Below are 20,562 nucleotides of genomic sequence, written 5' to 3'. Positions count from 1 at the left end.
CGCGTCGATTTATGATTGCCTCGGCGACGCCGATAGCGGAAAAGCCACGACCGGGCATGCGAAGCGCGATCGCGTAGGAGGCGAATGGATGGGGAATAAGCTGTTTCTCTCGATCGGCGAGGCAATGGTGGAACTGTCTCAGGCCGAGGGCGGCTTGTGGCGCATGGGTTTTGCCGGCGATACGCTGAACACCGCTTGGTATGCCCGCGCCTGCCTGCCGGCAGACTGGGAGGTCGCCTATTTCACTCGGCTCGGTCTCGATCCCTTTTCCGAGCGCATGCGGGACTTTCTTCAGGACAACGCCATTTCGACGCGCTTCATCGCGCGCGATCCCGAGCGCACGGTCGGTCTTTACGCGATCGAACTGCATGACGGCGAGCGCAGCTTCTCCTATTGGCGCGGGCAGTCCGCGGCGCGCCGGCTCGCCGACGACGAGCAGGCACTCAATACCGCGATCGCCCAATCCGACGTCATCTATTTTTCCGGCATCACGCTGGCCATTCTTGAGCCGGCCCGTCGAGAGGCGCTGTTGCGCCTGATTGGCGCGGCTCGCGAAGCCGGAAAGACGACGGTCTTCGACCCGAACATCCGTCCGAAATTGTGGGAGGACCCGCAGACGATGCGGGCCTGGCTGACGCGCGCCGCCGCAGCGGCCTCGATCGCCCTTCCGAGTTTCGATGACGAGGCTGCCGTCTTTGGCGACAGCGATATCGAGCAATGCGCCACCCGCTGGCTGCGCGCGGGCGCTGGGGAAGTGGTGGTCAAGAATGGCGGCGGGCCGGTTGCCGTGTCCATGTCGGACGGCGCGATTGCGATCCTGACTTTCGACAGCGTGAAGCCGGTCGACAGCACCGGGGCGGGCGATTCCTTCAATGGCGGCTATCTCGCGGCGCGCCTGGCCGGTGAGGCACCGGACAAGGCAGCGGCCCGGGGGCATGAGGTCGCAGCGCAGGTCGTTTGCCGTCCCGGCGCCCTGGTCCCGCGCGAGCAAATCCGGCTCTCGCTCTAGTCTGCCGCCGTCCCGTAGGAACCACCCGTCTCGGGGCAAGGTCGGCCCGTCCGACCCAAGAATAGTCTTGATATGAGTCAATTGGGGATGACGCGGTTGTGTTAGCCTGTTCTCGTTCCACACAGGGGAGGGTTCGAAATGGGCTACATCAAGAAACTGTTAATGACCGCGATTGCCGTCGTTCCGATGTTGTTCGGCATGGGGGCTTTGGCGCCGTCAATGGCCCAGAGCGGCATGACCTGCGAACAGCTTTGGTATGAGCGAAATGCGATCTATGCCGCCAAGGGCTATTGCTTCAAGACGCAACGCGCCCGCAACGTGTTCGGACGCGGTTGCTTCCCGCCCTATGGCAAGTTGACGCCCGGCGAACAGCGCCGCGTCGCCGATATCGAGCGTTGGGAAGTCTACCAGGGTTGCCGCTGATCGGTCTGGTGATCCAGGCTAGATCCGATTGCTCGGAGGTGGCGGCTCTGCCGTCACCTCGGCTTGGTGTGATGGGCCGATATGCCTTCCCATATCCGACGATGGTACTCTTGCCTGAACTTCATTTTCCCCTAGGATGAAAGAAAACGAAAAGAGGGGATGGCAATGCTGCTTTCCAGCCGGCAGGCGGAAATCATGACTCTCGCCAAGGCGGAAGGCCGTGTCCTGGTCGATGAACTTGCGGCCCGGTTCGCCGTGACCCCGCAGACCATTCGCAAGGACCTGAACGATCTTTGCGACGGCAAGGCACTCACCCGCATCCATGGCGGTGCCATCTTTCCCAGCGGCAACGAGAATGTGAAATACGAGGCGCGACGTTCCATCGCCGCGCCGGAGAAGCAGGCGATCGGCCGGGCCGCAGCCGCGCTGATCCCCGACAACTCCTCCCTGTTCATCAATATCGGCACGACGACCGAAGCCGTGGGAGAAGCCTTGGTGGACCATCGAGAACTGATGGTGATCACCAACAACATCAACGTCGCCAACCGCTTGCGCGTATTTCCGCTGATCGAGGTAGTCATCGCCGGCGGGGTGGTGCGTGGTTCGGACGGTGGTATCGTCGGCGAAGCGGCCGTCGATTTCATTCGTCAGTTCAAGGTCGATTTCGCCGTCATCGGCGTGTCTGCCATTGATGAGGATGGTGCGCTTCTCGACTTCGACTATCGTGAGGTCAAGGTCGCCCAGGCGATCATCGCCAATGCCCGCCATGTCATCCTCGTTTCGGATGCCTCCAAGTTCGAGCGCACCGCACCGGTGCGCATCGGCCATATTTCCCAGGTCCATACCTTCATCACCGACCATTGTCCGGTCGAGTCGATTCGCAGAATCTGTGCCGAAAACGACGTACAGTTGGTGGAAACGCAAAGCCAGCAGGAATTCAGCGACGGTCGGCGCTGATTTTCCTGAATGTTCGTTTGACATTCGTTTATGCTTCGATTTAGATATCCAAGCTTTCGCAACTGCACGAACTTCTGCAGTGCGAAAATGGGAGCGGGGAGCGAATGTCGGGCGAGACGGTTTTCGACATCTTTGTCGTGGGTGGCGGCATCAACGGCTGCGGCATCGCGCGCGATGCGGTCGGGCGCGGTTATTCGGTCGCGCTTGCCGAGATGAACGACTTCGCCTCGGGCACGTCGTCCGGCGCCACCAAGCTGATCCACGGCGGCCTTCGCTATCTCGAATACTACGAGTTTCGCCTTGTGCGCGAGGCGCTGATGGAGCGCGAAATTCTCTGGGCCATGGCGCCGCATGTCATCTGGCCCCTGCGTTTCGTCCTGCCCTTCCAGAAGGGCGGCGTTCGCCCCGCCTGGCTGATCCGTCTCGGCCTTTTCCTCTATGACCACCTCGGCGGCCGCAAGCTGCTGCCGGCGACGAGGACGCTCGATCTGCGCCGAGATCCGGCCGGACGGCCGCTGAAGCCGGTATTTTCCAAGGCCTTCGAGTATTCCGACGGCTGGGTCGACGATGCCCGCATGGTGGTGCTCAATGCGCGGGACGCCGCCGATCGCGGTGCGACGATCATGAGCCGCGCCCGTGTTACCTCGGCCCGCCGCGAGAACGGACTTTGGTCCGTTACGCTCATCGACCAGTCGACCGGCAAGTCGCGCGCCTTCAAGGCGCGCATGTTGGTCAATGCGGCCGGCCCGTGGGTCGACCAGGTGCTCGCGGGCGCCTTCGGCCGCAACAATGTCCACAATGTCCGGCTCGTCCAGGGCAGCCATATCGTGGTGAAGAAGAAGTTCTCCGACACGCGTGCCTATTTCTTCCAGAACCCGGACAACCGCATCATTTTCGCCATCCCCTACGAGAATGATTTCACGCTGATCGGCACGACGGATCGTGACTATACGGATGATCCGAAAAATGTGAAAATAAGTGAAGAGGAAATCGCGTATCTTTGCAATGCGGCGAGCGAGTATTTCGCCGAGCCTGTGCGCAAGGACGATATCGTCTGGAGCTACTCGGCCGTCCGCCCGCTCTATGATGATGGTGCATCCAAGGCACAGGAAGCGACCCGCGATTATGTGCTGAAGCTCGACCAGAGGGCCGACGAGGCACCGTTGCTGAATGTGTTCGGCGGAAAGCTGACGACCTATCGGCGGCTGGCCGAGCATGCGCTGGAAAAGATCGGTGAGGCGATCGGCGCCAGGGGTGGCCCGTGGACGGCGAAGAGCCGATTGCCCGGCGGCGACTTCGACGCGACGGCCTATCCGGCGGAAGTCGACAAGCTGCTGAAGGTCTTTCCTTTCCTGGAGCAGGGCCATGCCGAGCGACTTGTCCGCTGCTACGGCACCGACGCAAAGGAAATGCTCGCGGGCGCAAAAGGATCGGAAGACCTGGGGCGCCATTTTGGCGGCTCGCTTTACGAGTGCGAAGTCCGCTGGCTGATCGGGCGGGAATGGGCCTGTAGCGCGGAAGACGTGCTGTGGCGCCGCACCAAGCAGGGTCTGTTCCTGACGGCCGGGGAGGCCGCGGAACTGGAAACATACATGGCGGACGCTGTCGCCCGCTAAGCGGCGAGTGCCTGCTGGAAGATAGCCGACGGTTCGGAGGAGGCCCGAGGAATAGATGCTTGAATTGCGCAATGTCTCGAAGATGGTTGCCGGCGAATATCACATTCGCCCGACCGATCTCGTCTTGCAGCGGGGATCGCTGAACGTCCTGTTGGGCCCGACGCTCTCCGGCAAGACCTCGCTGATGCGCTTGATGGCGGGTCTCGACAAGCCGACGGGTGGATCGATCCACCTGGATGGCGTCGATGTCACGGGCGTAGCGGTGCAGAAGCGCAATGTCGCCATGGTCTATCAGCAGTTCATCAATTATCCGGCATTGACCGTTTACGAGAACATCGCCTCGCCGATGCGGATCGCCGGCAAGGATTCCGCGACCATCGACCGCGAGGTGAAGAAGGCCGCCGAGCTTCTGCGGCTGACGCCTTACCTCGACCGGACGCCGCTCAACCTTTCCGGCGGCCAGCAGCAGCGCACGGCACTGGCGCGCGCCATCGTCAAGAACGCCAACCTGGTCTTGCTCGACGAACCGCTCGCCAATCTCGACTACAAGCTGCGCGAAGAACTGCGCGAGGAACTGCCGAAGATCTTCGCCCAGTCCGGCGCGATCTTCGTCTACGCCACCACCGAACCGTCCGAAGCACTGCTTCTCGGCGGCAATACCGCGACCCTGAGCCAGGGTGCGGTGACGCAGTTCGGCGAGACCATCCGGGTCTATCGCCATCCGCTCGATCTCTTGACCGCGCGCACCTTCGCCGATCCACCGCTCAACACGATCGAGCTGGTGAAGTCGGGCGCCCAGTTCCTGCTCGCCGACCGTCCGGTCCTGCCGGTTCCGGCGCATCTGGCCACGATCGCCGACGGTCCGGTGACGATCGGTTTTCAACCGCATCACCTCTATCTGCATCGCAACGACCACGCGACCACCGCGCTTTCGGCGACAACCCTGGTCTCGGAAATCGCCGGTTCCGAGAGCTTTATCCACCTCAACTTCGCCGGTGCGCGCTGGGTCATGCTGGCCCACGGCATCCACGACATCGATCCGGATCACGCGCTCGAAGTCTTCATCGATACGCGCCACCTGATGGCGTTCGGCTCCGACGGGCGCGCGCTCGTCGACGTCGCTGCGGCGTGAGGGGGAAGGGACCATGGCACGCATCAATCTCGACCATATCCGCCACGCCTACAGCCCCAAGGCCAAGGCCGCCGGCGACTACGCGTTGAAGGAAGTCCATCACGAATGGGCCGACGGCGGCGCCTATGCCCTGCTCGGACCCTCCGGCTGCGGCAAGACCACGCTGCTCAACATCATTTCCGGGCTCATTCATCCCTCGGACGGCCGCATCCTGTTCGACGGTGTCGATGTGACGGCGCTTTCGACCGAGGCGCGCAACATCGCCCAGGTGTTCCAGTTCCCGGTCGTTTACGACACCATGACGGTCTACGACAATCTCGCCTTCCCGCTGCGCAACCGCCATGTGCCGGAAGCGGACGTCGACCGCCGGGTGAAGGAAATCCTTGAGATGACCGATCTCGCCGGCATGGCCGGCAGGCGCGCGCAGGGGCTCACCGCCGACCAGAAGCAGAAGATCTCGCTCGGCCGCGGCCTGGTGCGCTCCGACGTCAACGCGATCCTGTTCGACGAGCCTCTGACCGTCATCGACCCGCACATGAAGTGGGTTCTGCGCTCGCAGCTGAAGCGGCTGCACCGCCAGTCGGGCTTCACCATGGTCTACGTCACCCACGACCAGACCGAGGCGCTCACCTTCGCCGACAAGGTCGTCGTCATGTATGACGGCGAAATCGTCCAGATCGGCACACCGGCCGAATTGTTCGAGCGTCCAAGCCACACCTTCGTCGGTTATTTCATCGGCTCGCCGGGCATGAATTTCATGCCGGCCGCAGTGAACGGGTCCACGGCCGTCGTCGGGGAGCAGACCATTGCGCTGAACGGCGCGCCGACCTTGGCCAAGGGCGCCAGGATCGAGCTCGGCATCCGGCCGGAATTCGTCCGGCTCGGCCGCGAAGGCATGCCGGTCACGATCACCAAGGTCGAGGATACCGGCCGCCAGAAGATCGTCCGCACCCAGTTCTGCGGCCATCCACTGTCGATCGTCGCTCCCGAGGACACCGAAATCCCGAGCGAGGCACGTGTCACTTTCGATCCCCAAGCCATCGGTATCTATGCCGACAGCTGGCGCGTCGGACAGGAGGGCTGAGAATGGAAAAGACCTTCAACAACAAGGCCTGGTTCCTGGTCCTTCCGGTTCTGCTGCTGGTGGCCTTTTCGGCCGTCATCCCGCTGATGACCGTGGTCAATTATTCGGTGCAGGACACTTTCGGCGACAACAAGTTCTTCTGGGCCGGCACCGCCTGGTTCACGGAAATGCTGTCTTCCGACCGCTTCTGGAATGCGCTCGGCCGCAACCTGATCTTCTCCATGGTGATCCTCGCCATCGAGGTGCCGCTCGGCATCCTGATCGCCCTCAACATGCCGAAGAAGGGGCTGGGCGTGCCCGTCTGCCTCGTGTTGATGGCGCTGCCGCTGCTCATTCCGTGGAACGTGGTCGGCACCATCTGGCAGGTCTTCGGTCGCGTCGACATCGGTTTCCTTGGCCACTACCTGACCGTACTCGGCATCGACTACAACTATACGCAGGATCCGGTCGACGCCTGGGTGACGGTCATCGTCATGGACGTCTGGCACTGGACCAGCCTCGTCGTGCTGCTGTGCTATGCCGGCCTCGTCTCTATCCCGGACGCCTATTACCAGGCCGCCAAGATCGACGGCGCCTCGCGCTTCTCGGTTTTCCGCTACATCCAGCTGCCGAAGATGAAGCGCGTGCTTCTGATCGCCGTGCTGCTGCGCTTCATGGATAGCTTCATGATCTATACCGAGCCCTTCGTCGTCACCGGCGGCGGCCCCGGCAACTCGACGACCTTCCTGTCCATCGATCTGGTCAAGATGGCGGTCGGCCAGTTCGACCTGGGCCCGGCGGCTGCCATGTCGATCATCTACTTCCTGATCATCCTGCTCATGTCGTGGATCTTCTACACGGTCATGACCAGCCACGACGCCCAGGCCAAGTGAGGGGGAATGAGAAGATGAACCACGACAAGAGCCGCTTCTCCTTCCTCATTCCGACGGTCTACATCGTCTTCCTGCTGCTGCCGATCTACTGGCTGGTCAACATGAGCTTCAAGGAAAACAACGAGATCCTCGGGGCATTCTCGCTATTTCCGCAGCACCCGACGCTCAGGAACTACATGGTGATCTTCACCGACCCGTCCTGGTACAACGGCTATATCAACTCGATCATCTACGTGGTGATGAACACGGTGATCTCGGTCGCGGCGGCCTTGCCGGCGGCCTATGCCTTCTCGCGCTACCGCTTCCTCGGCGACAAGCACCTGTTCTTCTGGCTGCTCACCAACCGCATGGCGCCGCCGGCCGTGTTCGCGCTGCCCTTCTTCCAGCTCTATTCCGCCTTCGGCCTGATCGACACGCATATCGCCGTGGCGCTGGCGCATTGCCTCTTCAACGTGCCGCTGGCGGTCTGGATTCTCGAAGGCTTCATGTCGGGCGTGCCCAAGGAGATCGACGAGACGGCCTATATCGACGGCTATTCCTTCCCGCGCTTCTTCGTGAAGATCTTCATGCCGCTGATCGCCAGCGGAATCGGCGTCGCCGCCTTCTTCTGCTTCATGTTCTCCTGGGTCGAACTGCTGATCGCCCGCACGCTGACCACGACCGACGCCAAGCCGATCGCCGCTACCATGACCCGCACGGTCTCGGCCTCGGGCATGGACTGGGGCGTGCTGGCGGCGGCCGGCGTGCTCACCATCATCCCGGGTGCGCTCGTCATCTATTTCGTCCGCAACTACATCGCCAAGGGCTTTGCCCTGGGCCGCGTCTAAGGAAAGGGAGGCTCAAGATGGACTTCTCGTGGATGGCATGGACCCTGCCGACGGCGCTGTTCTTCATCGGCATCTTCACGCTGATCGCCTGCATGGCGGTCTGGGAGTACTTCTCGCCGGGCGGCAATCCCCGGATCGGCGTGCTGCGGTTCGAAACGACGCGAGGCGATCGTTTGTTCATCTCGCTGCTCGGATCCGCATTCATTCATCTCGCATGGTTAGGGCTGGGAGGTCCGAACCTGTGGTGGGCTCTTGCCTTGTCGGTGGTCTACGCGATCGGCGTATTCCGTTTCGTCTGAGGCTTGAAAAACGGATGGCGGGCCGCTTCCGCCATCCCGGACTACGAAGAGACTGCAATCGCAACCTTTGGGAGGAAAATCATGCGAAAGCACCTTTTGACGACGACCGCAGCCATGCTGCTGGCGATGACCGGCTCCGCCTTTGCCGGAATGGACGAGGCCAAACAGTTCCTGGACAAGGAGGTCGGTGACCTTTCGGCGCTGTCGCGCGCCGACCAGGAAAAGGAAATGCAGTGGTTCGTCGATGCCGCGAAGCCTTTCGCCGGCATGGAAATCAAGGTGGTGTCGGAAACCATCACCACGCACGAGTATGAATCCAAGGTCCTGGCGCCCGCCTTTACCGCGATCACCGGCATCAAGATCACCCACGACCTGATCGGCGAGGGCGACGTCGTCGAAAAGCTGCAGACGCAGATGCAGTCGGGCGAAAACGTCTACGACGCCTATGTCAACGATAGCGACCTGATCGGTACCCACTGGCGCTACCAGCAGGCCCGTTCGCTCACCAAGTGGATGGCCAACGAAGGCAAGGACGTCACCAATCCGGGCCTCGACCTCAACGACTTCATCGGCCTGAAGTTCACCACCGCTCCGGACGGCGACCTCTACCAGCTGCCCGACCAGCAGTTCGCCAACCTCTACTGGTTCCGCTACGACTGGTTCAACGACGAGAAGAACAAGGCCGACTTCAAGGCAAAGTACGGCTACGACCTCGGCGTTCCGGTCAACTGGTCGGCTTACGAGGACATTGCCGAATTCTTCACCGGCCGCGAGATCGATGGCAAGAAGGTCTATGGTCACATGGACTACGGCAAGAAGGACCCGTCGCTCGGCTGGCGCTTCACCGACGCCTGGCTCTCCATGGCCGGCAACGGCGACAAGGGCCTGCCGAACGGTCTGCCGGTCGACGAATGGGGCATCAAGGTCGACGAAAACTCGCGTCCGGTCGGCTCGTGCGTCGCCCGCGGCGGCGACACCAACGGACCGGCCTCGGTCTACGCCATCCAGAAGTACCTCGACTGGTTGAAGGCCTATGCACCGGCATCAGCCCAGGGCATGACCTTCTCGGAATCCGGTCCGGTTCCGTCGCAGGGCGAAATCGCCCAGCAGATGTTCATGTACACCGCGTTCACCGCCGACCTCGTCAAGGACGGCCTGCCGGTGGTCAACGCCGACGGCACGCCGAAGTGGCGCTTCGCCCCGAGCCCGCATGGCGTCTACTGGAAGGACGGCATGAAGCTCGGTTATCAGGACGTGGGTTCCTGGACCCTGCTCAAGTCCACCCCGGACGACCGCGCCAAGGCGGCCTGGCTTTATGCCCAGTTCGTCACCTCGAAGACGGTGGACGTGAAGAAGAGCCATGTCGGCCTGACACTCATCCGCGAGTCGTCGATCCAGCATCCGAGCTTCACCGAGCGTGCTCCGAAGCTTGGCGGTCTGATCGAGTTCTACCGTTCGCCGGCCCGCGTTCAGTGGTCGCCGACCGGCACCAACGTTCCGGACTATCCGAAGCTGGCCCAGCTGTGGTGGCAGGCGATCGGCGACGCATCTTCGGGTGCGAAGTCGGCGCAGGAAGCCATGGATTCGCTGTGCGCCGAGCAGGAAAAGGTCATGCAGCGCCTCGAACGTGCAGGCGTTCAGGGTGACATCGGCCCGAAGCTCGCCGAAGAACACGATCTCGAATACTGGAACAAGGATGCGGTTTCCAAGGGCAACCTTGCGCCGCAGCTGAAGGTCGAGAACGAGAAGGAAAAGCCGATGACCGTCAACTACGACGAACTGGTCAAGAGCTGGCAGAAGTAATCTTCCCTCGTTAGCATGACAAAGGACCGGGGCGCGAACCACGCGCCCCGGTCTTCATCCAAGGAGACGAAAGCCCGATGAGCGGATATATTCTGGCAATCGACCAGGGAACCACATCGACCCGGTCCATGGTGTTCGACCAGGACATGCAGATCGTCGGGGTCGCCCAGCTGGAATTCACCCAGTTCTTCCCCGATTCTGGCTGGGTCGAGCACGATGCCGAGGAAATCTGGCAGAGCGTGCTTTCGACCACCCGCATGGCGGTCGCCAAGGCCGGCATCACGCTGCGCGACATCACCGCTATCGGCATCACCAACCAGCGCGAAACCGCCGTGGTCTGGGACCGCAAGACCGGCGAACCGCTGCATCGCGCCATCGTCTGGCAGGACCGCCGCACCGCCCGTTTCTGCGAGGAGCTGAAGGCCAAGGGCCTGGAGCCGCTCTTCACCGCCAAGACCGGCCTGCTGCTCGATCCGTATTTTTCCGGCACCAAGCTCGCCTGGATGCTGAATTCCGTCGAGGGGCTGCGCGCCCGCGCCGGAAAAGGCGAGGTCTGCTTCGGGACGGTCGATAGCTGGCTCATCTTCCGCATGACGGCCGGCCGCGTGCACGCGACGGACGCCACCAATGCGTCGCGCACGCTGATCTACGATATCGGTGAAAACCGTTTCGACGACGAACTTCTCGACATCCTCGCCGTCCCGCGCGCCATGCTGCCCGAGGTGAAGGACTGTGCCGATGATTTCGGCGTGACCGATCCGGAGATCTTCGGCGCGGAAATCCCGATCCTCGGCGTGGCCGGCGACCAGCAGGCGGCGGTGATCGGCAATGCCTGTTTCGAGCCCGGCATGATGAAGTCCACCTATGGCACCGGCTGCTTTGCTCTCTTAAACACCGGAACCGATCGCGTCGCATCGTCCAACCGGCTGCTGACGACGATCGCCTATCGGCTGAACGGCGAGACCACCTATGCGCTGGAAGGCTCGATCTTCATCGCCGGCGCGGCCGTGCAGTGGCTGCGCGACAGCCTGGGTTTCATAGGCAGTTCGGCCGAAACCGACGGCCTGGCCGCCAAGGCCGACCCGCACCAGCGCGTCTATCTCGTGCCGGCCTTCACCGGGCTCGGCGCGCCCTATTGGGATGCCGAGGCCCGCGGCGCCATGTTCGGCATGACCCGCAACACCGGCCCCGCCGAATTTGCCCGCGCCGTGCTCGAAAGCGTCGCCTACCAGACCTATGATCTGCTGGAGGCGATGAAGAAGGACTGGGAGGGCGCGAGCGAAAAGACCGTGCTGCGTGTCGATGGCGGCATGGTCGCCTCAAACTGGACCATGCAGCGTCTCGCCGACATCCTGGCCGCACCGGTCGACCGTCCGCAGATCCTAGAGACCACGGTTCTCGGCGCCGCCTGGCTCGCCGGCTCCCGCGCCGGCATCTGGCCGGATCAAAAGGGCTTTGCCGAGCATTGGAAGCGCGATCGCCGCTTCGAGGCGGGCATGGACGACGCGGAGCGCCGGCTGGCGGTCGCCGGATGGCACGATTGCGTCTCGCGCTGCCTCACCAAACGCGACTGAGGGTCGCGCGCCGCAAAGCCTCGAAGGCCACCGCGGCGCGCCAACCCGCTCAGGCGGCCGCGACCGAATTGCCGACCAGCTGGCCGAACTTGGCAAAGAACTCGCCCGCCAACTTCTTCGAGGTCGAATCGATCAGCCGGCTACCCAGCTGGGCGATCTTGCCGCCGACCTCGGCCTTCACCGTGTAGGTCAGGATCGTCGCATCCGGACCATCGGCTTCAAGCGAAACATCGGCGCCGCCCTTGGCAAAGCCCGCCAAGCCGCCCTTGCCTTCGCCGGCTATCGTATAGGAATGCGGCGGATTGAGGTTCTGCAGCTCGACCGCGCCCTCGAACTTCGCCTTGATCGGCCCGATCTTGAGGACCACCTTGGCGGTCATGGCGGTGTCGGAGGTCTTGTCGAGGCTCTCGCAGCCGGGGATCGCCTGACGAAGGATCTCCGGGTCGTTCAAGGCCTGCCAGACCGTCTCGACCGGTGCCTCGATGCGTTCGCTGCCATTCATGTCCATAATATGTTTCCTCTTCCCTTAAGCCTGTTGTGCCGTTTCGCCGCGCTGGCCGCGACGGCGGATCGAAATGATTTCCGCGAGTACCGAAAGCGCGATTTCCTCCGGGGTAATCGCGCCGATATCGAGCCCGGCGGGCCCCTTTACCCGATCGAGGGCGGCCGGCTCGATGCCGACCTCCGTGAGTTCTTGTTTCAATGCCGCCATCTTCCGATGGCTGCCGACGAAGCCGATATAGTCGGCCCTGGCCGCGACGGCGGCCTTGAGCGCCGCCTCGTCGCCCCGTCCTTGCGTCGAGACGACAAGGTAGCGCTCGCCCTTGGTCTCGGGCTCGATGGCAAAACCATCGATCAGATGGTCCACGTCCGGCGCCTCGCCCAGATCGTCCGCAGGGGCCGCCAGCGTCACGTTGAAGCCGAGCGGGCGGGCCTGCGCCGCGAGCGCAAGGGCCACCGGGCTTGCCCCGAACACGATGAGAGACGGGCGCGGCAGCACTGGCTCGACGAATACGTCCATAGTGCCCTGGCTCGGGCACATGTTGCGGGCGAACTGCACGCCGCCACGCGCCTCGCCGGGCTTCACCCCAAGATCGGCGAGCAGGTCGCCGGGCTGGATCGAGACGAGCCGCGCCTTCCCGTCTCGCAGCGACTGGGTTGCGGCCCGCAGCACCGCCCCGCGGGCGCAGCCACCGCCGATCCAGCCGGCGGCGATCGTTCCGTCCGGCCGGATGATCGCCTTTGCCCCGGCCTTCGCCGCCGTCACGGAGACCGTCCTGACCACGGTGGCCAGCACGAAGGCCTCTTCCGACGATTTGAGTTTCGCCATGAGGTCCATCACATCGACATGCATCGTCATGCTCGCCTCCTTCACAATCTGGCCAGATAGGGTTCGAGCGCCGCAAGGCTCTCCAGCGAATGGGCCGGCGCATGAAGATCGACATGCGGTAGCGCCGCCTTGATGCCGGCGGCCTCCGGCGCATAGCCGTCCCAGCCCATCATCGGATTGAGCCAGACGATGCGTCGGCAGCGCCGGCCGAGCGTCGCCATCTCCGCGCCGAGCTTTGCCGCATCGCCGGTCTCGTAGCCGTCGGACACGATCATCACACAGGTGCGCGAATGGATGACGCGGGCGGCGTGGTGGCGGTTGAACGTGGCAAGGCAGTCGCCGATCCGCGTCCCGCCTCCGGACCCCTGCGCCATCATCGAAAGCCGGTCGAGCGCACGCGCCGGGTCGCGCTCCTTCATCGCATCGGAGACATGCGCGAGATGGGTGTGGAACAGGAAGGCCTCGGCCTCGCGGAAATTGTCGAGAACGCCATGGATGAAGCGCAGGAAGACGCCGGTATACATGCTCATCGATCCGGATGCGTCGAGCAGCAGCACGAGCCTGAGCGGCTTTTCGCGCCGCTCGCGCATCACCAGCGACACCGGAACGCCGCCATGTCCGATATTGCGGTGGATCGTGCGGCGCAGGTCGATGCGATAGCCGTGTCTGCGGGCCAGATCGCGCCGCGTCAGGCGCGCCTGCATGGCGCGCGCCAGTTGGGCGGCGACCGCATGGGCGCGCTCGATTTCTTCCGGGTTGGACAGCTTGCGGAAATCGCTCTTGGCAATGTTCTCGATCACCGAGGCGCCTTCCATCCGGCCTTCGCCGGACTGGTCGGCGCCGTCTTCGCCGGAGGAGGGAACCTGGTCGGTTGCCTCGTTGCCGCGCTGCGATGCCTGTGGGTCCTGCAGGCTCTTGAGCGCGGGATTGGGGGACGGCGCCGGCGATCCGGACACGGCGGAGCGTCCGCGCACCCGTTTGGCCAGCCAGAAGGCGTCAAACAGTCCGTCGAACCGCTGCCATTCGCTCTTGCGGGCGCAGAACAGCTGCTTGAAGGCCTGGCGCATCAGCGATGGCTTCGACGCATAGCCGGCCGCCATCAGCGCGGCCGCATCCTTGCCCTCGGAGAGCCCGACGGCAAAGGCATTGTCCCGCAGCGTCTTGAGAAAGGCTGCGAGCTTCTCCGACACCAGTCCGGAGACGGCGTCCATCTCGTCCTGGTCCATCGGCTGGCCGCAACAGCTCATGCCACCCTCCCGAGCAGACGTTCGGTGACCTCGCGGCTGATCCGCGTCCTGTCCTCGCGGGTCTTCAGCAGGCAAAGCAGCGTGTCGTGCAAGGCCTCCGGATCGTCGTGCAGGTCGCGCAGTTTAAGACCCACCAGTGCGGTCGCCCAGTCGAGCGTTTCGGCGACGCCCGGAACCTTGCGCAGGTCCTCCTTGCGGATCGCCTCGACCATCCGGGCGATCTGCAGCGCCAGCGAGGCGCCGATGCCGGAGAGATGCGCCATGATGATGCGCGCCTCGCGATCCGGGTCCGGAAAGTCGACATAATGGTAGAGGCAGCGGCGACGCAGCGCATCGGAAAGCTCGCGCGTTCCGTTCGAGGTCAGCACCACATGCGGGATGGTGGTCGCGGGGATCGTGCCGAGTTCGGGAATGGAGACCTGGAATTCGGACAGAACCTCCAGAAGGAAGGCCTCGAACTCCTCGTCGGCCCGGTCCACCTCGTCGATCAGCAGCACCGGCGCTTTTGGCTGCCGGATCGCCGCCAGCAGCGGCCGTTCCAGCAGGTACTTCTCCGAAAAGATCTCGTCCTCGATCTCGACCGCGCCGCGACCCTGATGCGCCTGGATCGCCAGCAATTGCCGCTGATAGTTCCATTCGTAGAGCGCCGCCGACTGGTCGAGCCCCTCATAGCATTGTAGCCGGATCAGCCTGGTGTCGTAGAGGTCGGCAAGGGCAGCCGCCACTGCCGTCTTGCCGACACCGGCCTCGCCCTCGAGGAGCAGGGGCCGCTTGAGAAAGGCCATGAGCGAAATCGCCGTCGCCAGCTCGCCGTCTGCGACGTAGCCGACCTTGGAAAGTCCTGATGCGATTTCATCGCGGTTGAGCTTGCTCATGGTTCGAATCGCTTCTTTCGATGGTCACAGAACGCACGGCCTGACTGCCGGCTTGCCCCACAGGACGGGAAGACACTCCCCTCCCAACCCTCCCCACAAGGGGGAGGGCTTAACCCAGCCGAAACCTCGGCGGATAAAAGCGAGCGCTTTCGGCTCGGTCTTCTCCCCCCTTGTGGGGGAGATGGCCGGCAGGCCAGAGAGGGCCTTTCCTCGTCGCCTCCCTCAGCCCGTCACGCCGAGCCGCTTCGCTGCTTCCCAGTTGCGCCAGAAGTCGTGGGGCATCTGGATATGCGTCGACCCGAGGAAGGAGAAGGCGTCGTTGACGGCGTTGGAGAAGGCCGGTACGCCGCCGACATTCGGGCTTTCGCCGACGCCCTTGGCGCCGATCGGATGGTGCGGCGAGGGGGTGACGGTGTGGTCGGTCTCCCAATGCGGCGTCTCGACCGCGGTCGGGATGAAGAAGTCCATGAACGAGCCGCCGAGCACGTTGCCGGTGGCGTCGTAGCGGATCTCCTGTCCCATCGCGATTGCGAAAGCTTCAGTCAGCCCGCCATGCACCTGGCCCTCGATGATCATCGGATTGATGCGGGTGCCACAATCGTCCAGCGCGTAGAAGCGGCGGATCTTGTAGACCCCGGTATCGACGTCGATGTCCATGACGCAGAAATAGGCGCCGAAGGGATAGGTCATGTTCGGCGGATCGTAATAGCTGACCGCCTCGAGGCCCGGCTCCATGCCCGGGGGCACGGAGTTGTATGCCGCCCAGCAGATATCCTTCATCGACTTGAACTTTTCCGGCAGGCCCTTCACCCTAAAGCCGTCGACGTCCCATTCGAGGTCGCCTTCGTGCACTTCCAGCAGGTAAGCCGCGATCATCTGCGCCTTGGCGCGGATCTTGCGGGCGGCCAGCGCGATCGCGGCGCCCGCGACCGGCGTCGAGCGCGAGCCATAGGTGCCCAGACCATAGGGCGCCGTGTCGGTATTGCCTTCCTCGACCATGATGTCGTCGGCCGGGATGCCGATCTCGGTGGCGATGATTTGCGCCCAGGTCGTCTCGTGGCCCTGGCCCTGGCTCTTGGTGCCGACGCGGGCAATGCCCGAGCCGGTCGGATGCAGGCGGATCTCGCAACTGTCGAACATGGCGATGCCGAGGATGTCGCAGTTCTTCGACGGTCCCGCACCGACGATTTCGGTGAAGAAGGATACGCCGACGCCCATGATCTCGCGGGTTTCGCCGCGCTTGAAGGCTTCGCGCTTCTCCGCCTGCTCGCGCCGGAGACCCGCATAGTCGATGGTCTCCATGCCCTTCTTCATGGCGGTGTGATAGTCGCCCGAATCATATTCCCAGCCGAGCGCCGAGTGATAGGGAAACTGCTCGGCCTTGATGAAGTTCTTCAGCCGCAGTTCTGCCGGATCCATGCCGAGCTTCTGGGCGAGGATGTCCATGCCGCGCTCGATGCAATAGGCGGCCTCGGTGACGCGGAAAGAACAGCGGTAGGCGACGCCGCCCGGCGCCTTGTTGGTATACACGCCGTCGACCGCCAGATGCGCAACGGGGAAGTCGTAGGACCCGGTGACGATGTTCATGAAACCGGCCGGCCACTTGGACGGGTCGGCGCAGGCGTCGAAGGCGCCATGGTCGGCGAGCACGTGGACGCGCAGCCCCGTCACCTTGCCCTCTTTCGTCGCGGCGATTTCCGTCGTCATGTGATAGTCGCGGGCAAAGGACGTAGTGGTCAGGTTCTCCATCCGGTCCTCGACCCATTTCACCGGCTTGCCGGTGACGATGGTGGCGACCGCCGCACAGATATAACCCGGATAGGCGCCGACCTTGTTGCCGAAGCCACCGCCGATGTCCGGCGCGATCACGTGGATCTTGTGCTCGGGGATCTTGGAGATCAGCGCCACGACCGTGCGGATGACGTGCGGCGCCTGGAACGTGCCCCAGATGGTCAGCTCGCCCTTGATCTTGTCGAACGAGCACACGCATTGGCAGGTTTCGAGCGGCGACGGATGGGTGCGGTGATAGGAGATCATCTCCTTGATCGTCACGTCCGCCTTGTCGAAGGCGAGGTCCGTCAGTTCCCGGTCGCCGACCGTCCATTCGAAGATGTGGTTGTGGTGCTTGCGGGGGCCGTGCGCCCCTTCCGTCTTGCCGGCGAGATCCTCGCGCAGCATGGGTGCATCGGCATCCATGGCGGTGAAGGGATCGATGAGGGGAGGCAGCGCCTCGTACTCGACCTCGACTGCGCCGATGCCGTCATCCGCCGCATAGCGGTCGGTGGCCACGACGAAGGCGACCTCCTGGTTCTGGAACAGCACCTTGCCGTCGGCCAGCACCATCTGCACGTCGCCGGCGAGCGTCGGCATCCAGGCGAGGTTGACGGTCTTCAGCGTTTCGGCGGTCAGGACCGCAAGCACGCCGGGCACCTTCAGCGCCTTCTCCGTATTGATCGACTTGATGCGCGCATGGGCGTGCGGCGAGCGGACGAAATCGCCGTGCAGCATGCCCGGCAGCTTCACGTCGTCGACGTAATTGCCCTTGCCCTGGGTGAAGCGAATGTCCTCGACGCGCTTGCGCTTGCAACCCATGCCTTCGAGGCGGGCTTCTCTCTGTTCCCGCGTGGGAGTCATGTCGTTCATTCTGCTGCCTCCTGGAAATCGGTGCCGTTGATCTTGGCGGCGGCGTACTGGATCGCCTTGACGATGTTCTGGTAGCCGGTGCAGCGACAGAGATTGCCGGCGATGCCGTAGCGGATCTCCTCCTCGGTCGGGTTGGGGTTTTCCTGCAGCAGACGGTGCGCCCGCACGATCATGCCCGGGGTGCAGAACCCGCATTGCAGGCCGTGCATCTGCCGGAAGCCTTCCTGAAGCGCCGAAAGCGTGCCGTCGTCATTGGCAATGCCCTCGATCGTCAGGATCTCGGTGCCGTTCGCCTGCACGGCGAACATGGTGCAGCTCTTCACCGAACGCCCGTCGATGTCGACGGTGCAGGCACCGCAATGGGTGGTCTCGCAGCCGATATGCGCGCCGGTCAACAGCAGCTGTTCGCGGATAAAATGGATGAGGAGAGTGCGGGGTTCGACGAGGCCTTCGACCTCCGCTCCGTTCACCACCATCTTCACATGGGTCTTCGCCATAGTCTTTTTCCTCCTCAGGCCGCTGCACGGGACGCGGCGCGCGTGAGCGCCCGCATGACCATGATGCCGCCGACATGGGTGCGATATTCGCTGGTGCCGCGCGCATCGGCCGCCGGGCTCATCACTGCGCGGGCTGCCGCTGCCGCCGCCTTCAGCGCGGCGTCATCCAGGCTCGTTCCGATCACGGCTTGCGCCGCAGCGTCTGCCAGCAAAGGCGTCTCGGAGAGGTTGGTGAGCGCGATCGAGCAGGCAGCGACCTTGCCGCCCGCCATGGTGAGGGTGACGGCGGCAGCCGCCGTGGCATAGTCGCCAACCTTGCGCTTCAGCTTCTCATAGGCATAGCCGTGGCCCGTCGGCTGAACCGGGATGGAGATGGCGGTGAGGATTTCCCCGGGTTCGAGCGCGGTGAAATAGGCGCCCTGGTAGAAATCTGTGGCGGCCACGTCGCGGGTCCCGTCCGGCCCTTCCAGGCGATAGCTCGCACCGAGCGCCATCATCACCGCCGGCATGTCGTTGCCGGGATCGCCGTTGGCGACATTGCCGCCCAGCGTGCCGACATAGCGAACCTGCGGATCGGCGATCATCAGCGCCGTCTCTTTCAGGATCGGCAGATGCACGGCGATGTCGGCGGAATGGATGATGTCGTGCTGCGTGGTCATCGCACCGATGACGAGCGCATTGCCGTCGCGACAGATGCCCTTCAACTGGCCGATGCCGCCAAGATCGATCAGATGTTCGGGCGTCGCGAAGCGCAACTTCATCATCGGGATCAGGCTGTGGCCGCCGGCGAGCGGCCGGGCCTCCTCGCCGAGCTCGGACAATAGTTTCACAGCATCGGCGAGCGTTGCTGGCCGATGGTATTCGAATTCGCCTGGTATCATGGTTTCCTCCCATTCGCCGGTCGGGCGTCGACACGAACGATGGAGGAAGGGTGTTCGCGCTTTTGATGATGCGCAAGCGGCGGGCTCTGATCCCGTCACGAAGCTCGCTGTTTCGCACGAATTGCGGCAATTGCCGCACGAACTGCGTCAGGCGTTCTGACTTACTGACGCATGGCCGCGCGGCGGACCAGTCCGAGCCGTGCCTTGACCTCGGCGATCTTCGCCCGGCTGACCGGAACCACGTGCGGTACGGCTCCGTCGAGCTCGATGATGGCGCCGTCGCCTTCCTTGCGCAGGAAGCTGACATGCGGCAGCGCGATGATGTGGCTGCGGTGGACGCGGGTGAACAGAGCCGGGTCGAGCCGGGCCTCGGCCTCGGAAATCGACCAGGGACACATGCGCTCGCGCTGCCCGTCATGGATCAGTGTGTAATGCGCGTCGGCCCTTATGCTGCGGATTTCCGAGATGTCGATGAGGAGCGTGCCGTCGGCACTCGAAACCGGCACGCGGCTGACGGGCATTGTCCTGGGCTGGCCGATGCCGCCGAGCGGCTGGGCGCGTAAGGCGGGTTGATCGGCGCGGGGTGACGGGCGGTCTTCGAGGCCGGCCAGCGGATCGACGGTGCCGATATCGGCTTCGTCGTAATCGGGCGTGGCCGATCGCTGCCGCTGTTCCGGAACAAGGAACAGCAGGAAGCCGGCGGCGATGACGAAACAGAGGAGCGCCACCACGAGCGACAACAATTGTGGCGACGCGACCAGCCCGCCGAACTCATGCTGATGGCCCGTGGCTGCGGGCACGAAATGCATGCCGTACATCGCGGTATAGTGCATGCCGGAGACCGCGATGCCGAAGGCCATGGCGCTCAGTGCCAGGAGCAGGCCACTCTGGCGGGCAAGATAGATCTTCAAGCCTCCATAGGCCGCGGCAACCGCAATAACCAGCGACAGCACGAGCATGGCGTAGTCGTGTTCGATGGCAAAATTCCCGGAGAGCCCGTGGATGCCGACATAGTGCATCGAGGCGATGCCGAGCCCGAGCAGCAGGGCCGAAGCGCCAACGCGTATCCTGGACGGCGTGCCGATACTGACGAAGAACAGCGATATGCCGACCACCAGGGCGCACAACAGGAAGGAGATGACGGTCGGCAGGACGAGATAGCTTGCGTCCGTCGGGATCGGTGCCGCCAGCATGCCGACGAAGTGCATGGTCCAGATGCCGATCGCCAGAAAGGCCGCGGCACCGGTCAAAAGCAGGCGCGGATTGGCGCGCGGTGCCGTGCGGATGCGGCCCGCAATCCCGAAGCCCGTATAGCCGCCCAGGATCGCGACGGCGACCGAAAGCGCCACGAGAAATGGATCGTGTCCTGCGAACATCAACTCTTTGGCTGCCGCGTTCCTCCGCCGGCAACCGCCTCCTGCCGGGAAGGTACAACTGCGGTGGCGAGATTGGCAAGCCGAGCGTGCGCGCCATGCTTGTCATACAGGCTAAAG

Annotated in this window: 19 protein-coding genes; 11 read left to right on the top strand and 8 right to left on the bottom strand. The window is 63.6% G+C overall.

Features of this window, described 5'->3' with window-relative positions:
- Positions 1-88 precede the first annotated feature (88 nt).
- The 11 genes from RHIZ70P_RS03405 (at position 89) to glpK (ending at position 11,596) form a co-directional block, all read left to right on the top strand.
- Positions 89-1,009, top strand: coding sequence for a sugar kinase (locus tag RHIZ70P_RS03405; protein ID WP_115669065.1), 921 nt, complete (start codon positions 89-91; stop codon positions 1,007-1,009).
- A gap of 138 nt (positions 1,010-1,147) precedes the next feature.
- Complete coding sequence (locus RHIZ70P_RS03400) at positions 1,148-1,432, top strand: YARHG domain-containing protein (protein WP_210209264.1); 285 nt, start codon at positions 1,148-1,150, stop codon at positions 1,430-1,432.
- A 165-nt stretch (positions 1,433-1,597) separates the two neighbouring features.
- Positions 1,598-2,389, top strand: a complete 792-nt coding sequence (locus tag RHIZ70P_RS03395) for a DeoR/GlpR family DNA-binding transcription regulator (RefSeq protein WP_115669063.1) — start codon at positions 1,598-1,600, stop codon at positions 2,387-2,389.
- Positions 2,390-2,493: 104 nt separating this feature from the next.
- Positions 2,494-4,005: a glycerol-3-phosphate dehydrogenase gene (gene glpD, locus RHIZ70P_RS03390; RefSeq protein WP_115668940.1), complete on the top strand. Its 1,512-nt coding sequence runs from the start codon at positions 2,494-2,496 to the stop codon at positions 4,003-4,005.
- A 55-nt stretch (positions 4,006-4,060) separates the two neighbouring features.
- Complete coding sequence (locus RHIZ70P_RS03385) at positions 4,061-5,137, top strand: ABC transporter ATP-binding protein (protein WP_115668939.1); 1,077 nt, start codon at positions 4,061-4,063, stop codon at positions 5,135-5,137.
- A 13-nt stretch (positions 5,138-5,150) separates the two neighbouring features.
- The gene (locus RHIZ70P_RS03380; protein WP_115668938.1) at positions 5,151-6,221 is read left to right on the top strand and encodes an ABC transporter ATP-binding protein; all 1,071 of its coding nucleotides are present in this window, start codon (positions 5,151-5,153) and stop codon (positions 6,219-6,221) included.
- Positions 6,222-6,223: 2 nt separating this feature from the next.
- Positions 6,224-7,093, top strand: coding sequence for a carbohydrate ABC transporter permease (locus RHIZ70P_RS03375; protein WP_115668937.1), 870 nt, complete (start codon positions 6,224-6,226; stop codon positions 7,091-7,093).
- Between the two features lie 14 nt (positions 7,094-7,107).
- The gene (locus RHIZ70P_RS03370; protein ID WP_115668936.1) at positions 7,108-7,920 is read left to right on the top strand and encodes a carbohydrate ABC transporter permease; all 813 of its coding nucleotides are present in this window, start codon (positions 7,108-7,110) and stop codon (positions 7,918-7,920) included.
- Positions 7,921-7,937: 17 nt separating this feature from the next.
- The gene (locus RHIZ70P_RS03365) at positions 7,938-8,219 is read left to right on the top strand and encodes a DUF2160 domain-containing protein (protein ID WP_115668935.1); all 282 of its coding nucleotides are present in this window, start codon (positions 7,938-7,940) and stop codon (positions 8,217-8,219) included.
- A gap of 81 nt (positions 8,220-8,300) precedes the next feature.
- Complete coding sequence (locus tag RHIZ70P_RS03360; RefSeq protein ID WP_115668934.1) at positions 8,301-10,022, top strand: ABC transporter substrate-binding protein; 1,722 nt, start codon at positions 8,301-8,303, stop codon at positions 10,020-10,022.
- Between the two features lie 77 nt (positions 10,023-10,099).
- Complete coding sequence (gene glpK / locus RHIZ70P_RS03355; protein WP_115668933.1) at positions 10,100-11,596, top strand: glycerol kinase GlpK; 1,497 nt, start codon at positions 10,100-10,102, stop codon at positions 11,594-11,596.
- Between the two features lie 49 nt (positions 11,597-11,645).
- Here the strand turns inward: glpK and RHIZ70P_RS03350 are convergent, their stop codons facing one another.
- The 8 genes from RHIZ70P_RS03350 to RHIZ70P_RS03315 all read right to left on the bottom strand — a co-directional run bounded on the left by RHIZ70P_RS03350 (position 11,646) and on the right by RHIZ70P_RS03315 (position 20,445).
- Positions 11,646-12,104, bottom strand: a complete 459-nt coding sequence (locus RHIZ70P_RS03350) for an SRPBCC family protein (protein ID WP_115668932.1) — start codon at positions 12,102-12,104, stop codon at positions 11,646-11,648.
- Positions 12,105-12,122: 18 nt separating this feature from the next.
- On the bottom strand, positions 12,123-12,956 hold the full coding sequence (locus RHIZ70P_RS03345; RefSeq protein WP_115668931.1) for an XdhC family protein: 834 nt from the start codon (positions 12,954-12,956) through the stop codon (positions 12,123-12,125).
- Between the two features lie 11 nt (positions 12,957-12,967).
- Positions 12,968-14,173, bottom strand: a complete 1,206-nt coding sequence (locus RHIZ70P_RS03340) for a vWA domain-containing protein (protein WP_115668930.1) — start codon at positions 14,171-14,173, stop codon at positions 12,968-12,970.
- Positions 14,170-15,048 carry an AAA family ATPase gene (locus RHIZ70P_RS03335; RefSeq protein ID WP_115668929.1) on the bottom strand — a complete coding sequence of 293 codons (879 nt, stop codon included), beginning with the start codon at positions 15,046-15,048 and terminating at the stop codon, positions 14,170-14,172. The genes RHIZ70P_RS03340 and RHIZ70P_RS03335 overlap by 4 nt, the downstream gene beginning before the upstream one ends.
- Before the next feature lie 222 nt (positions 15,049-15,270).
- The gene (locus RHIZ70P_RS03330) at positions 15,271-17,691 is read right to left on the bottom strand and encodes an aerobic carbon-monoxide dehydrogenase large subunit (protein WP_115668928.1); all 2,421 of its coding nucleotides are present in this window, start codon (positions 17,689-17,691) and stop codon (positions 15,271-15,273) included.
- A complete protein-coding gene (locus RHIZ70P_RS03325) occupies positions 17,688-18,188 on the bottom strand; it encodes a (2Fe-2S)-binding protein (RefSeq protein ID WP_115668927.1) in 501 nt (166 codons plus the stop codon). The genes RHIZ70P_RS03330 and RHIZ70P_RS03325 overlap by 4 nt, the downstream gene beginning before the upstream one ends.
- Positions 18,189-18,202: 14 nt before the next feature.
- Complete coding sequence (locus tag RHIZ70P_RS03320) at positions 18,203-19,069, bottom strand: FAD binding domain-containing protein (RefSeq protein ID WP_115668926.1); 867 nt, start codon at positions 19,067-19,069, stop codon at positions 18,203-18,205.
- Positions 19,070-19,230: 161 nt separating this feature from the next.
- Complete coding sequence (locus RHIZ70P_RS03315) at positions 19,231-20,445, bottom strand: MHYT domain-containing protein (RefSeq protein WP_115668925.1); 1,215 nt, start codon at positions 20,443-20,445, stop codon at positions 19,231-19,233.
- Positions 20,446-20,562 lie beyond the last annotated feature (117 nt).

This window comes from Paenirhizobium selenitireducens ATCC BAA-1503 (genome assembly GCF_900492185.1).
Lineage (GTDB): Bacteria > Pseudomonadota > Alphaproteobacteria > Rhizobiales > Rhizobiaceae > Allorhizobium > Allorhizobium selenitireducens_A.
Note: the sequence above shows the minus strand (reverse complement) of the source record. Positions and strands in the feature narration are given on the sequence as shown.

Bases quoted from the DNA above. Each gene is read 5' to 3' on its own strand.
- RHIZ70P_RS03360 (WP_115668934.1), top strand. From the start codon at position 8,301: ATGCGAAAGCACCTTTTGACGACGACCGCAGCCATGCTGCTGGCGATG.
- RHIZ70P_RS03320 (WP_115668926.1), bottom strand. From the start codon at position 19,069: ATGATACCAGGCGAATTCGAATACCATCGGCCAGCAACGCTCGCCGAT.
- RHIZ70P_RS03380 (WP_115668938.1), top strand. From the start codon at position 5,151: ATGGCACGCATCAATCTCGACCATATCCGCCACGCCTACAGCCCCAAG.
- RHIZ70P_RS03400 (WP_210209264.1), top strand. From the start codon at position 1,148: ATGGGCTACATCAAGAAACTGTTAATGACCGCGATTGCCGTCGTTCCG.
- RHIZ70P_RS03375 (WP_115668937.1), top strand. From the start codon at position 6,224: ATGGAAAAGACCTTCAACAACAAGGCCTGGTTCCTGGTCCTTCCGGTT.
- RHIZ70P_RS03345 (WP_115668931.1), bottom strand. From the start codon at position 12,956: ATGACGATGCATGTCGATGTGATGGACCTCATGGCGAAACTCAAATCG.
- RHIZ70P_RS03330 (WP_115668928.1), bottom strand. From the start codon at position 17,691: ATGAACGACATGACTCCCACGCGGGAACAGAGAGAAGCCCGCCTCGAA.
- RHIZ70P_RS03350 (WP_115668932.1), bottom strand. From the start codon at position 12,104: ATGGACATGAATGGCAGCGAACGCATCGAGGCACCGGTCGAGACGGTC.
- RHIZ70P_RS03370 (WP_115668936.1), top strand. From the start codon at position 7,108: ATGAACCACGACAAGAGCCGCTTCTCCTTCCTCATTCCGACGGTCTAC.
- RHIZ70P_RS03405 (WP_115669065.1), top strand. From the start codon at position 89: ATGGGGAATAAGCTGTTTCTCTCGATCGGCGAGGCAATGGTGGAACTG.
- glpD (WP_115668940.1), top strand. From the start codon at position 2,494: ATGTCGGGCGAGACGGTTTTCGACATCTTTGTCGTGGGTGGCGGCATC.
- RHIZ70P_RS03340 (WP_115668930.1), bottom strand. From the start codon at position 14,173: ATGAGCTGTTGCGGCCAGCCGATGGACCAGGACGAGATGGACGCCGTC.
- RHIZ70P_RS03315 (WP_115668925.1), bottom strand. From the start codon at position 20,445: ATGTTCGCAGGACACGATCCATTTCTCGTGGCGCTTTCGGTCGCCGTC.
- RHIZ70P_RS03385 (WP_115668939.1), top strand. From the start codon at position 4,061: ATGCTTGAATTGCGCAATGTCTCGAAGATGGTTGCCGGCGAATATCAC.
- RHIZ70P_RS03365 (WP_115668935.1), top strand. From the start codon at position 7,938: ATGGACTTCTCGTGGATGGCATGGACCCTGCCGACGGCGCTGTTCTTC.
- glpK (WP_115668933.1), top strand. From the start codon at position 10,100: ATGAGCGGATATATTCTGGCAATCGACCAGGGAACCACATCGACCCGG.
- RHIZ70P_RS03335 (WP_115668929.1), bottom strand. From the start codon at position 15,048: ATGAGCAAGCTCAACCGCGATGAAATCGCATCAGGACTTTCCAAGGTC.
- RHIZ70P_RS03395 (WP_115669063.1), top strand. From the start codon at position 1,598: ATGCTGCTTTCCAGCCGGCAGGCGGAAATCATGACTCTCGCCAAGGCG.
- RHIZ70P_RS03325 (WP_115668927.1), bottom strand. From the start codon at position 18,188: ATGGCGAAGACCCATGTGAAGATGGTGGTGAACGGAGCGGAGGTCGAA.